The organism is Micromonospora sp. NBC_01739 (assembly GCF_035920385.1).
GTDB lineage: Bacteria > Actinomycetota > Actinomycetes > Mycobacteriales > Micromonosporaceae > Micromonospora.
Genome location: NZ_CP109151.1, coordinates 4,761,422 through 4,774,213 on the forward strand (window position 1 = coordinate 4,761,422; position 12,792 = coordinate 4,774,213).

The 12,792-nt window shown below is 70.6% G+C and carries 11 protein-coding genes; 5 read left to right on the forward strand and 6 right to left on the reverse strand.

The features are described 5' to 3' along the window. Positions 1–18: 18 nt before the first annotated feature. The 6 genes from OIE53_RS21550 to OIE53_RS21575 all read right to left on the reverse strand — a co-directional run bounded on the left by OIE53_RS21550 (position 19) and on the right by OIE53_RS21575 (position 7,457). Positions 19–1,068 carry a C40 family peptidase gene (locus tag OIE53_RS21550; protein ID WP_327023331.1) on the reverse strand — a complete coding sequence of 350 codons (1,050 nt, stop codon included), beginning with the start codon at positions 1,066–1,068 and terminating at the stop codon, positions 19–21. Positions 1,069–1,093: 25 nt separating this feature from the next. Then, entirely contained in the window at positions 1,094–1,579 is a 486-nt protein-coding gene (locus OIE53_RS21555) for a poly-gamma-glutamate biosynthesis protein PgsC/CapC (RefSeq protein ID WP_327023332.1), read from the reverse strand. Then, positions 1,576–2,853 carry a poly-gamma-glutamate synthase PgsB gene (gene pgsB / locus OIE53_RS21560; RefSeq protein WP_327023333.1) on the reverse strand — a complete coding sequence of 426 codons (1,278 nt, stop codon included), beginning with the start codon at positions 2,851–2,853 and terminating at the stop codon, positions 1,576–1,578. The genes OIE53_RS21555 and pgsB overlap by 4 nt, the downstream gene beginning before the upstream one ends. A gap of 1 nt (position 2,854) precedes the next feature. After that, a complete protein-coding gene (locus OIE53_RS21565) occupies positions 2,855–5,056 on the reverse strand; it encodes a HAMP domain-containing protein (protein ID WP_327023334.1) in 2,202 nt (733 codons plus the stop codon). Between the two features lie 130 nt (positions 5,057–5,186). Continuing rightward, positions 5,187–6,401 carry a CapA family protein gene (locus OIE53_RS21570; protein WP_327023335.1) on the reverse strand — a complete coding sequence of 405 codons (1,215 nt, stop codon included), beginning with the start codon at positions 6,399–6,401 and terminating at the stop codon, positions 5,187–5,189. A 144-nt stretch (positions 6,402–6,545) separates the two neighbouring features. Continuing rightward, positions 6,546–7,457 (reverse strand): phytoene/squalene synthase family protein, encoded by a 912-nt coding sequence (locus OIE53_RS21575; RefSeq protein ID WP_327023336.1) that lies wholly within the window; start codon positions 7,455–7,457, stop codon positions 6,546–6,548. 64 nt (positions 7,458–7,521) lie between these two features. Between OIE53_RS21575 and OIE53_RS21580 the strand changes: the two genes are divergently transcribed. The 5 genes from OIE53_RS21580 (at position 7,522) to OIE53_RS21600 (ending at position 12,642) form a co-directional block, all read left to right on the forward strand. Next, on the forward strand, positions 7,522–8,676 hold the full coding sequence (locus OIE53_RS21580; RefSeq protein WP_327023337.1) for a polyprenyl synthetase family protein: 1,155 nt from the start codon (positions 7,522–7,524) through the stop codon (positions 8,674–8,676). Further along, on the forward strand, positions 8,676–10,178 hold the full coding sequence (gene crtI / locus OIE53_RS21585) for a phytoene desaturase family protein (protein ID WP_393338702.1): 1,503 nt from the start codon (positions 8,676–8,678) through the stop codon (positions 10,176–10,178). The genes OIE53_RS21580 and crtI overlap by 1 nt, the downstream gene beginning before the upstream one ends. A 55-nt stretch (positions 10,179–10,233) precedes the next feature. After that, positions 10,234–10,824 (forward strand): isopentenyl-diphosphate Delta-isomerase, encoded by a 591-nt coding sequence (idi, locus tag OIE53_RS21590; RefSeq protein WP_327023339.1) that lies wholly within the window; start codon positions 10,234–10,236, stop codon positions 10,822–10,824. Beyond that, positions 10,814–11,764, forward strand: coding sequence for a MerR family transcriptional regulator (locus tag OIE53_RS21595; RefSeq protein WP_327023340.1), 951 nt, complete (start codon positions 10,814–10,816; stop codon positions 11,762–11,764). Before idi ends, OIE53_RS21595 begins: the two co-directional genes overlap by 11 nt. A gap of 95 nt (positions 11,765–11,859) precedes the next feature. Continuing rightward, entirely contained in the window at positions 11,860–12,642 is a 783-nt protein-coding gene (locus OIE53_RS21600; RefSeq protein WP_327023341.1) for a polysaccharide deacetylase family protein, read from the forward strand. The last annotated feature ends 150 nt before the right edge of the window (positions 12,643–12,792 follow it).

The following is a 12,792-nucleotide window of genomic DNA, read 5'->3' on the forward strand; positions in this document are numbered from 1 at the left end:
GACGAGCCGCCGCGAGGCTCACACTCGGCGGGCGGTCCGGAACCGCAGCGCCCAGTAGCCGGTGCCGTCGAGGATGGACTCGCCGCCCAGGTCACCCATGGTGGGCCCGTTGGCGGTGGTACGGCTGGAGATGAAGCGGTGGTGACCACGGTCGTCGACACCGAGGTAGATGCCCATGTGCTCGATGTTCGCGCCCTGGATCGGGCCGGCGTTGAAGAAGAGCATGTCGCCCGGGAGCAGACGGTCCAGCTCGCGGGCCCGCTTGCCGGTGTTCGGCATCAGCTGGGTGCCCGGTCCGACCGAGGCCATCGCGGTGGCCCGGCGGGGCAGGCCGGGACCGGCGTTGTTGGTGCCGAGCAGGGGGTAGCCGGCCCGGTAGCCGTACACCATCCGGACGAAGCCCGAGCAGTCCAGGCTGAGGAAGTGCGACGGGCTGGGCTTCTCCTCCTTGTCCGGGAAGCTCCACGAGATCCCCAGGTAGTCGTAGAAGTCGGAGTTCTCCGCCCGGCCGTCCGGGTCGATGTTCGACAGGGGGCCGAAGGCGGCGTCCCCGGAGTACTGCCGACCCTCCCGGTCCCGCTTGGGCTGACCCAGGTAGGTGTACTCCATCGCCAGGGCGAGGATGTCCGCCGACCGGTCCTTACGCGCCTTGGCGAACCAGTCGATGAACCACTTCTCCTCCTCCGCCCCGGCCCGCCACTGGCGGGGGGCCAGCCGTACCCAGAACTCGGTGTGCAGCTTGGCCTTGGTGAACCGAGGCTCGGCGAAGGTCCGCTTCTTGCCGATCAGATGGACCGTACGGGAACCGTCGGTCATGATCGCGATGGTCTTGCCTTTGTCGTCGAGCACCTGGGTCCGGTCCGGGGCGGTCATCCGGATGTAGCGCAGCCCGCTGGTAGCCGCCGGGGTGGCGGCCTGTGCGGCCTGCGGACCCAGGCTCAGTTCGAGCGGAGCCGGGATGGAGTGCCGGACGGCCACATAGGTGAAGGTGCCGCCGCCGGCCAGCAGGGTGAAGGCGGCGATCACCATCAGCGCCGCCTGGCTGCGCGAGTAGGTCCGGTAGTTCATTCCCCGTTACCTCTTCGATCGGTGCTCAGGTGACCGGCACGAAGCCGGCCACGACGCCGCTCACCGCGACCCCGTAGGTGATGGCGGTGACCATGATGGTGGCCAGCACGGTGGCCTTCGGCGGCTGCCGGACGAGCTGGTAGGCGATCAGTCCCGGCGCGACGAAGCCCAGGGTCTGGTGGGCGAAGAGCAACGGTAGATCGCGTTGGACGATGATGAACAGCGTCATCTGCAGGAAAACGCTGAGCAGCACGATCGCGGCGAACAGTCGCTTGCCGTAGAGGATCACCATGCGCTGCATCAGCCGGGTCAGGCCGTAGGTGACCACGGTCATCACCACGATCACCCCGGCCTGGAGCGGGTCCTCGATCAGCGCCAACGCGATCCAGCCGGGCGTGATCATTCCGCCCGGGGACAGGTTGGTGGTCAGGTAACACAGCAACGCGAAGACCAGGCCGATGCCCAGGCAGGCGGTCGCGAGCTGAGCACTCAGCTCTCCCCCGAAAATCATCGCCGGATCCCTCCCAGGAAAACGGTCTCGGCGTCCACGTCGAACCCGGGCGTGCTCGGCGTACGCAACATCGATTCGGCGCGGTCACGGCCGCGCGGCTCCCAACTCGGCAGGGCGGCCAACTCGTGCAGCAGCACCTCACCCTGGCCGTGGATGTTGCCGACCGCGATCACCGAGCCGTCCGAGGCGGTGGCGGCCATCACCTCGGCGAGCAGCCGTTCGGGGGGCAGCTTGCCGCCCAGGTCGACCACCCGGCCCTGAAGGTCCGCCGGCACGTTGACCCGGGCGCTGCGGGTCATCTCGCCGATCAGCACGATCCGCTGGGGCTGTACGCGACCGGCCAGGGTGCCCATCTGCCCGTTGCGTTCCACCCGGTCCGGACGACAGTTGATCACCATGGTCAATGGCCGGTTGATCAACTGCTGCTGCTCCAACTGCTGGATGTTCATGAAGGTCGACTCGGGGTCGTTCGCGGCGAAGATGTTCGCGAAGCGCACCCGCTTGTCCTGGTGGAGCACCCGGGCCACGGAGAGCACCCCGGGGTCGGGGGGTGCCGCCCACATCCCGGCCAGGGCGCTGCGCCGGTCCACTCCCAGTTCCGCGGCGACGGCCAGGGCGATCGCCACGTTCTCCTTGAAGGTGATCCAGCCGAAGCCGGCCATCTCCTGGTCGGTCACCGACTCCGGGTCGACCGAGATCAGTCGGCAGTTCCGCTTGGCGGCCTCCTGTTCCAGGATGGCCAGCCGGTCCTTCTCGGCGGTGATGCAGATGCCACCCTCCGGCATGGACCGACTCAACGACCGGGCCACGTCGTCGAGGGTGGGCCCCATCTCGGCCAGGTGATCCTCGCGGACGTTGCACAGCACCCCGATGTTCGACCGGATCAACTTGCTCTGGTTGATCTCCTGAAGCGCCGGCATGACCGCCATGCACTCGATGACCAGGGCGTCCGGGTGGTAGACCGCCGCCCGCCGGACGATGCCGATCTGCTCCACCACGTTGGCGATGCCGAACTTGCGGTGCACCGGCTCCTCGCTGGCGTCCGGGAAGATGAACCGGGCCGCGGTGCCGGTGGTCTTGGCCACCACTACCTTGTTCCCCCCGCGCAGGGCACCGGCGCACAGCCGGGTGATGGAACTCTTGCCCCGAATGCCGTTGACCAGCACCCGGTGCGGGATGGTGTTCAGGTTGCGGTAGTGGTTGCGCTGCTCGATCACTCCCGCCACGACCAGGGCGAGACAGCACAAGCTGTAGACGGTGTACAGGTAGAACATGTCAGCCCTTCGTCCCCCGACCGGTGCCCGCCGCCGAACGCACCCTCGGCAGGACGGTGGTGCGGTCGGCCCCGGCGCCCCGCAGCCGCAGGGCCCCGCCGAATCTCGCCGAGCCGGTGTGCCGGACCTGGCGGCAGATCTCCAGACACATCGCGATCGCACCGATGTCGTCGTGCCGTTGCGGCGGCACCGGCAGCTCGACGTTGCCCTCGCTCATCCGGTCGGCGACATTCGCCAACCGACGCAGGGGCCGGACGAAGATGTAGAGCTGCCATACATGGGTCAGCAGCACGACCCCGACGGCCGCTCCGGCCATCAGCAGGGTCCAGCGCTGCTCGACCAGTTCCGGCAGCCGCAGCCCGGAGGTGTCCTGCTCGATCACGACCGCCCACTCCAGGTGGGCCACCGTCCCGGGCGCGGACAGGCCGGCGGCGGCGACCAGGGCGGGCTCCCCCTCGGCGGTACGTGACCGGCCGACCGTCCCGCCCGGCAGGGCCTCCACGGCGGCCTCCCGGACCAGGTCACCCTGCAAGGGTTGGAAGGCCTGGAAGCCCTCGGAATCCAGCACGGTACGCAACTCGGCGTCAACCACATAGGTACGCCCGCTGACCCGGCGCACCAGGCCCAGCAGCCGGTCCGGGTCGAACTCGCCGACGATCGAGTAGCCGTCGGCCATCTGGTTGTAGGCGTACACGACGGGTAGGCGCTGCACCGTCCGGTCCAGGTGGATGCCGATCTCGCCGGGCAGTGGCTCGACCGTACGCAGCGGACGGCGGCCCGCGCTGGCCAGCACTGTGCCGTCCCGATCCACCAGGTAGAGGGCCCGCAACCGATCGTCGGTGTCGAGTTCCCGGTCGAGTCGCCTGCCGGCCTGCTCCAGGTCCTGCACGTTGAAGCCGTACGAGGTCCGCGAGACCGTGACCAGTCCACCGTCGAGGAGGTTGCCCAGCGCGCTGCTGGCCTCCTCGGCACGGTTCTCCTCGTCGCGCATGAGTTGCACCGGAACGGTCGGGTCCGGAGCCCGCAGTCCGAGCGCGACGACCGCCGCCGGCCAGAGCAGGGCGATGACGAGGGCGACGCTGAGGCCCTGGAGCACGGTCGGGCGCCAGCGCCGGTCGGTGGGGAACTGCTCACCGGAGGTCAGGGCCAGGGCGCGGGCGATCCGGTGGGCCTCCCGGATGCGCAGCTTCGGCCGCCGGGCGGTGATGGCCCCGCAGGCGTCCGCCTTGGCCTGGCTGAGCAGCACCCGTACGGGCAGGAACAGCGACCTGCGCATGATCCAGAAGCTGAGCAGGCCGACGGCCAGCAGGCTGAGTCCCAGCAGCAGGCCCTTGCGCACCGAGGTTCCGGTGCTCACCTCGGTGGTGAGCAGGGAGACGATCACCAGGCCGGAGCTGCCCACCGGGGCGGAGGAGATCAGCAGTCGCCGGTCCGACCATTCCTTGACGACGACCTGTCGGCTCTGCCGGGAGCCGGCCTCGACCAGCCCCTCGAAGATCGCCGGCAGGTGGGCCGCCTCGACCGCGTTGGCCCCCTGCATCAGGCTGATCGTGCCGTCCGGGGTGAGGGCGTGGATGCCGTGTCCGGCGTCCGGATTGAGTCGCAGGTTCCGCATGGTGAGCGGCTGGGTGGCCAGGACGACCCGGGTCTCGTCCAGCGCGATCCCGTACACCATGAGGGGTCCGTCGGCGTTGGTCACCGCCAGGGTGGAGCCGATCGGCAGTTCCGCGGGCAGCAGCTCAAGTGGCAGCTCCGTGCCCTTGGCCGTGATCACCTGCCGGGTCCCGGCGTCCATGATCAACGCCCCGCTGATGTTGCGTCCTGCGCTGATCAGGCTATTCAGCAGCTCGGCGTCGGTGCTCTCGCCGCGATTCTGCACCATCCGGGTCAGTTCATCGCGTCGGGCGGTGGCGTCCAGCCGGATGCTGGAGGCCAGCTTGGCGACGATGTCCCGCTGCGAGTCGACCACGGCCGGCAGCGCGCCGTGCTGGGCGTTCACCGCGAAGCCGAGGACGGCCGCGACGACGACGAACATCGTCGCCAGGAGGTAGACCAGGGAGGGGGCGTTGGTCCCCGCCGGGAAGGCCGCCGCCGGCAACTGCTGCTCCAGAGCACGGCGTCGCCATGCCACCAGTTGCGCCTGGTCGTTGACCGAACCGCCTATCGGCTGCTGTGGCGCACCTTGGGCCGAACCGCTTCGCACCTGAGGACAACCTTCCGGGGGTGGCCAGGCTGCCATGAAGACCTGTCCGCCCAGCTCAATGCCAGGCAGGGACGCCAGGCCGGGCAGATGCTAGCAAGGCTCACGTTCACCTAGGGTCCGGCGGTTACGGTCAGGACCCCGGTCGCGCCCCCCGAACGACCAGCCCTTCGGTGTCGGCACCCCTGGTCAACAAGCTGCCCTCGATCCGGTCGACCGCCGCCTCGTAGATCGTGCGCCGCCCCGGGGGCAGGGCAGGATCGGCCAGTTTCCGCTCAAGATCAACCAAACGGATATCCGGATTAAGATCAACGAAGGTGGGAATGGCCTCAATGGCCACCACCTTCCACCGGTTCGTATCGCCCGCCGGGCCGAACACCGCTCGGATCATCACCCCGTCCCGGTTGGTGTTCACGGGCTGGGCATGCCGGGCGATGTGGTTGCCCATGCCGTAGACGATCCAGGTGTCCCCGATCCGCTCGACCGGCTGCACCACATGCGCGTGGTGCCCGAAGACCAGGTCCACATCGTCGATCTCGGCGACCGCGCGCGCCCAGGTCTGCTGGTCGACGTCGGGCTCGTGCTCGTACTCGGTGCCCCAGTGCAGGCTGACCACGACGATCTCCGCGCCGGACTGCCGGGCCGCCGCGGCCTCGCGCCGGATGGCCTGCGGGTCGATCAGATTCGACACCCACTCCTTGCCGGCGGGCGGACGCAGACCGTTGTAGCTCTTGGTGTAGCTGAGGTGCCCGACCTTGACACCCTTGACCTCGTAGATCTTGGCGGCACCGGCTCCCCGCTTGGTCCGGTAGCTGCCGGTGTGACCGAGGCCGACCTCATCGAGGGCGTCCAGAGTGCGCTTGACCCCCTCCATCCCCTGGTCGATGGTGTGGTTCGAGGCGGTCGAGCAGCCGTCGTACCCGGCGGCCTTGATGCCCTGCACGATCTCTCGGGGCACGCTGAACTTGGGAAAGCCGATGTACGGCCCACCCGGCGGGGCCACCGGGGTCTCCAGGTGACACAGGGCCAGGTCGGCTGCGGAGACCGTCTCGCGTACGTGCTCCAGCATCGGCCCGAAGTCCAGGCCGCCGGCACCGTCCCGGCGGGCCTGATCCCACAACTCCGGGTGTACGAGGATGTCGCCGGAGCCGATCACCGAGATCGTGCGACCGGAGACCTTCTCCGCGGCGGCGATCGGACGGGGTGTGCCGATCGGCGCGGGCTCCTCGGAGGACCAGGGTCCGAACACGTAGATGGCACCTGCGGCGACCGCCAGCGCCGTCACCGAACCCAGGATCGCCCGAAGCGTTCCGGAGAACCCGCCGCTGGACTCAGAGCTTCTCGACACTGCGACAGGCTAGACCGCCAGCCCGACCACCCGATCCCACCCCTGCGGGTCGGGATCGCTCGACTCCGTCACCCCGAAACGGCGGCATCAACCCGCCGCCGACCCCGCCATCCCGGCGAAACGGCTACGACCCACCGGCCCCGATCAAGGCGCCGGAGGCCCCGGCAGGGCCACCGGGGCGCCGGTCGGGGTGAGCAGGGCCCGAGCCGCCACGGACATCCGGCGTCGCTGCCCGACGGTGGCCCGCCGGACGAACACGTCGTAATCCTGCGCGGCCACCTCGTCCAGGATGCCCCCGTAGAGCAGGTACGCGGTGCGGATGCAGGACTGCGAGCCGGGCTCCAGCAGGAGCACCCCGGGGGCGGCGGCGGCGTAGTGGGCCTGGGCCCGGGTGACCTCGTACCGGATCAACTCACGCACCGGCTCGGTTGTCCGACCGGCGGCCCGGCAGGCCAGCAGATCGTCGCGGGTCACCCCGAACTTCGCCAGGTCCTCCTCCGGCAGGTAGGTCCGGCCCCGGTCCAGGTCCTCGGCCACGTCCCGGATGAAGTTGGTGAGCTGGAAGGCGAAGCCGAGCTGACGAGCCGGCTCCCGGGCCGCCGCCAGGGAGGGGCTGCCCAGGATCGGCAGCATCATCGTGCCGATGACTGCGGCCGATCCCTCCATGTAGTCCAGCAGGTGGTCATAGGTGCGGTAGGAGGTGACCGTCAGGTCCATCGCCATGCTCTTGAGGAACGAGGCGAAATCCTCCCGATCCAGGTCGAAGACGGCGATGGTGTGCAGCACCGCCGGCAGTAACGGGTCGTCGACCGGCTCGCCGTGCAGCCCGGCCACGAACCGCCCACCCCAGTCGTCCAGCAGGGCCGCCCGCTCGGCCGGCGGCAGCGCCTCCGTCTGATCGACGATCTCGTCGGCGTACCGGGTGAATCCATAAAGGGCATGAACATGTCGGCGTTTCCATGCGGGCAGCAGCCGGGTAGCGAGATAGTACGTGCGTCCGTGCTGTCTGTGCAGGTCACGGCACCGACCGTAAGCGGTGGCGAGGTCCAGATCCATTCGCCCTCCCAGGAATCGACGCACCAATCGACGCAACTAGAGACCCTAGGGTACGCTCAGCCGCATGGCCAACGACCGACTAACGGGTAACCTCCTTCGCGTGTTGCCTGAACAGCCGGTCGGTGGAGACGAACCGATTCCGGCCGTCCTGGCCGCGTACACCCGGGATCTGGTCCTCGCGGTGGAGCAGACCCTCGCCGGTTTCCTCGACGCCGAAGTAGCGGCGTTGGCCGCGATCGATCCGGCGATGGGCGGTTTCGCCGCCACGGCCCGTGACTGCGTTCTCGCTGGTGGTAAACGAGTCCGCCCGATCTTCGGCTACTGGGGATGGCGTGGCGCGGTCGGCGATGCCGAGCCGCTGGACACCGTGCTGCCCGCACTGGCCACCCTGGAGCTTCTGCACGCCTTCGCCCTGGTCCACGACGACGTGATGGACCACTCCGCCACCCGACGAGGGCGTCCCACCGCCCACGTGGCGGTGGCCGCCCAACACGCCGCAGCCGGCCGCAGCGGCGACTCCGGCCGGTTCGGCGAGGCCGTCGCGGTGCTGATCGGGGACCTCTGCCTGGTCTGGGCGGATGAGTTGCTGGCCCGCTCCGGGCTGGCCCCGGAGCGCCTGCTTCAGGTACGCCGCGGTTACGACCGGATGCGGGTGGAGACCATCGCCGGGCAGTACCTGGACGTCCTCGGTGAGAGCGATCCGCAGAACTGGTCGGTCGACCGGGCCCTGCGGGTGGCCCGATACAAGACCGCCAGCTACACCGTCCAGCGCCCCCTGCTGTTCGGGGCCAGCCTGGCCGGGGTCCACGACGACGCCCCACTGGCCGCCGCGTACACCCGCTACGGGCTGGCGGTCGGAGAGGCCTTCCAACTCCGCGACGACCTGCTCGGGGTCTACGGCGATCCGCGTACCACCGGCAAACCCGCCGGTGACGACCTGCGCACCGGCAAACCGACCGCCCTGCTGATGCTGGCCCGCGAGCTGGCCTCACCGGCCCAGCGCCGAGCCCTGGAGGGCAGCGGTTCGGTTTCCACCGAGCCGGAGGTGGCCCGCCTGGCCGAGATCGTGCTCGACACCGGGGCGGTCGGCCGGATCGAGCGGATGATCGACGAACGGGTCCAGGAGGCGGTGGCCGCGCTGGCCACGGTCACCATCGACGAGACCGCCCGCACCGCGCTGTTCGCCCTGGCCAGCGCAGCCACCGACCGGAGGGCATGATGGCCAGCAGGAGATCGTCGGCGCGCACGGTCGCCGGGCGTACGGATCGGGTGGTCGTGGTCGGAGCCGGCCTGGGCGGGCTGGCCTGCGCCCTGCACCTGGCCGGCAGCGGGCGGCAGGTCACCCTGCTGGAACGCGAGCCGCTGCCGGGTGGTCGGGCGGGCCGACTCAGTCTCGACGGGTACGAGTTCGACACCGGGCCGACCGTGCTGACCATGCCCGACCTCATCGCGGAGGCTCTCGGGGCGGTCGGGGAGGAGTTGAGCGACTGGCTCGACCTGGTCCCCCTGGATCCGGCCTATCGGGCCTACTACCCGGACGGGTCGACCCTGGACGTGATCACCGACACGGCCCGGATGGCGGCGGAGATCTCCCGGGTCTGCGGGCCCCGTGAGGCCGACGGCTACCTGCGGTTCGTCGACTTCGCCCGCAACCTGTGGCGGCTGGAGCGGGCCGACTTCATCGAGCGCAACTTCGACGCGCCGACCGACCTGCTCACCGCCAACCTGCTCAAGCTGATGGCCACCGGGGCCTTCCGGCGGCTGCAAACCAAGATCGACCAGTTCTTCCGCGACCCGCGTACCCGACGCATCTTCTCCTTCCAGGCGATGTACGCCGGGCTGTCGCCGCACGACGCCCTGGCCATCTACGCCGTGATCGCGTACCTCGACTCGGTCGCGGGGGTCTACTTCCCCCGCGGCGGGGTCCACGCGGTCTCCCGGGCCCTGGCCGGGGCGGCGGAGAAACACGGCGTACGCATCCGGTACGGCACCACGGTGACCCGGGTGGAGACCGCGAACGGTCGGGCCACCGGGGTGCTGACCGCCGACGGCGAGTTCGTGCCGGCGGACGCGGTGGTGCTCAACCCCGATCTGCCGGTGGCCTACCGTGACCTGCTCCCGCCGGCCCGCCAGCGCCGGCTGGCCTACTCGCCCTCCTGCGTGGTGCTGCATGTCGGCTCGACCCAGGGGTACGGGCGGATCGCCCACCACAACATCCACTTCGGCCGGGCCTGGAAGGGCACCTTCGACGAGGTGATCCGGCGGGGGGAGCTGATGACCGACCCCTCCCTGCTGGTCACCAACCCGAGCCGGACCGATCCGGCGGTGGCCCCGGCCGGTCGGCACACCTACTACGTGCTGGCCCCGGTGCCCAACCTCGACCGGGCCCCCTTCGACTGGCGCGGCGACCTCACCGCCCGCTACACCGACCAACTGATCGCCACCCTCGAGGAACGCGGCTATGTCGGCTTCGGCGCCGGGGTAGAGGTGCTCCAGGCGATCACTCCGGCGGAGTGGGCGGAACAGGGCATGGCCGCGGGCACTCCCTTCGCCGCCTCGCACAGCCTGTTCCAGACCGGCCCCTTCCGGCCGGCGAACCTGCACCGGTCACTGCCCAACGTGGTGTTCGTCGGTTCCGGCACCCAACCCGGGGTCGGCGTCCCGATGGTGCTCATCTCCGGCAAACTCGCCGCAGGCCGGATCACCGGGGCCGACCGGTGAGGTCGTACGGTACAGCGCAGCCGAACCCCGAAGTCGCGAACAGAGGTATGCACTGATGTCCCCGTCCCGGGAGAGTCATCTGGTCGAGTTGGTGGACGAGACCGGTCAGCCCATCGGCTCGACCACGGTCGCTACGGCCCACCAGCCCCCCGGCCGGCTGCATCGTGCCTTCTCCGTGCTGCTGGTGGCACCGGACGGTCGGGTGCTGCTGCAACGTCGAGCCGCGGTGAAGACCCGGTTTCCACTGCGCTGGGCCAACGCCTGCTGCGGCCATCCCCAGCCGGGTGAGTCCCTGGCCGAGGCGGCCAACCGGCGGCTGGCGGAGGAGTTGGGGGTCGGGCCGGTCCCGCTGACCGAGGTCGGGGTGCACATCTACCGTGCCGAGGATCCGGCCACCGGACGGGTCGAGGTCGAGTACGACCACGTCCTGCGCGGCGAGTTCGAGCCGGAAGCGCCCCTGCACCCGCAGCCCGCCGAGGTCGCCGAACTCCGCTGGGCGGATCCGGTGACCCTCTCCGCTGAACTGATCGAGGACCCCGAGGCGTACGCCCCGTGGCTGGGCGGGGTGCTGGACCGACTCCTGCGCCCGTCGGGCCCGGCCCAGTTGCCGGCCAGCGACGCGTCGGAGCGGTCGGGTGGTCGATGAGGCGCTGAGCGCCGGGGCGGTAGCCCGACGGTTGGGTATCGCAGTCACCACCCTGCGCACCTGGCACCAGCGGTACGGTCTGGGGCCTAGCCAACACGTCCCCGGGCACCACCGGCGCTACACCACGGCCGACCTGGCCCGGCTGGAGGTCATGCGGCGACTCACCGCGGACGGTGTCAGCCCGGCGGAGGCGGCCCGCTGGGCCCGGCAGGCCCCGGAGCCGGGGTCCGTCCGGACGCCGCGCCCGGTGGGGTCGACGAAGGCCCGAGCCGGTGGCGGGGCCACCATCCCGGTGCACCGGGCCGGTCCGGTGGCCCGTGGCCTGGCCCGAGCCGCGATGCGCCTGGACGCCGAGGCGATCAGCGAGACCATCACCCGGGCGATCGCCACCGACGGGGTGGTCGACACCTGGGACCACCTGCTCCGCCCGGTGCTGGTCGGCATCGGGGAGCGGCACGCCGCCACGGCTGCCCTGGTCGAGGTGGAGCACCTGATCTCCCGGTGCGTGTCGACCGCCTTCGCGGCGGTCGTGGCGGCCCGTCCCGCTCCGGCCGGGCAACCGCCCCGCATCCTGCTCGCCTGTGCCGACGAGGAGCAGCACAGCCTGCCCCTGGAGGCGCTGGCAGCGGCGCTGGCCGAGGTCGGGGTCAACCATCGGATGCTCGGCGCCCGGGTGCCGCCGACGGCCCTGCTGGACGCGGTAGAGCGGACCGGGCCGGCCGCGGTGATGATCTGGTCACACATCCGGGCCACCGCCGACCCGACCCAGCTCAACGCGCTGCTCAGTGCGCCCCGCCGGCCCCTGCTGCTGCTTGCCGCCGGGCCGGGTTGGCGGGTCGACACCCTGCCCGCCGGGGTGGTGCACCTCGGCGATCTGGCCGAGGCGGTCGAGCTGGCGATCTCCGTACGCGACTCGCTGGGCCGACCGGCCGCCTCCTGAGCCCGCGCCCACCTCCCCTACCCGCCGCTATCCGCCGAAAAGGGGTGAACTAGCGTTCGAGGCTTGCATACCCGAACCCCTCTCGGGAGCGAACGATGCATCCTCGTCTGCTGCGCACCTGCCTGACCGGGCTGACCCTCCTGCTGCTGGCCGGCTGCGGCCCGGGTACCTCCGAGCCCACCCCGGCCCCCACCAGCCCGCCACCCTCGGCCGCCCTGCCGCCGGAGGCGGCGGCCCCCAGCCCCACCGCCTCCCCCAAGCCCCGGTTGCGGCCCCTGCCCGCCAAGCTGCCCGCCGGCCTGGTGCGCACCACCGGCGGTACGAAGGTGGCGCTCACCTTCGACGACGGTCCGGACCCGGCCTGGACCCCGAAGGTGCTGGACCTGCTGAAGGCCGCCAAGGTCAAGGCCACCTTCTGTGTGGTGGGTACCCAGGTCCGCAAACATCCCGAGCTGGTCCGGCGGGTCGTCCGGGAGGGGCACCAGCTCTGCAACCACAGCTGGAACCACGACCTGGACCTGGCCCGGCGGCCGGTCGCCGAGATCCGCGCCGACCTGGCCCGGACCAACCGGGAGATCCGGCGCGCGGTGGCCGACGCGAAGGTGCCGTACTACCGGCAGCCCGGCGGTCGCTGGACCGCCGAGGTGGTCAAGGTGGCCAAGCAGTTGGACATGCGATCCCTGCACTGGTCGGTCGACCCCCAGGACTGGACCCGACCCACCGCCGCCACCATCCAGAAGCGGGTGCAGCGGGCCGCCCGGCCCGGCTCGGTGGTCCTGCTGCACGACGGAGGCGGCAATCGGGCCGCCACCCTGGCCGCCTGCCCCAAGGTGATCGCCGCCCTCAAGCGCGACCACGGGATCACCCGACTCCGCTAGCACCCCGCTGACCTGCGGTTTCGGGAGCTTCTGCGGCTGGAGGCATACCGGTTTGGTCGTCCGGTCAGACATCACGTATGCTTTCCAAGCCTCCGGCGGGGCCGGATGGGAGCAAGTCCGCACAGAGTTGCGAATGTGCAATGATGGCGG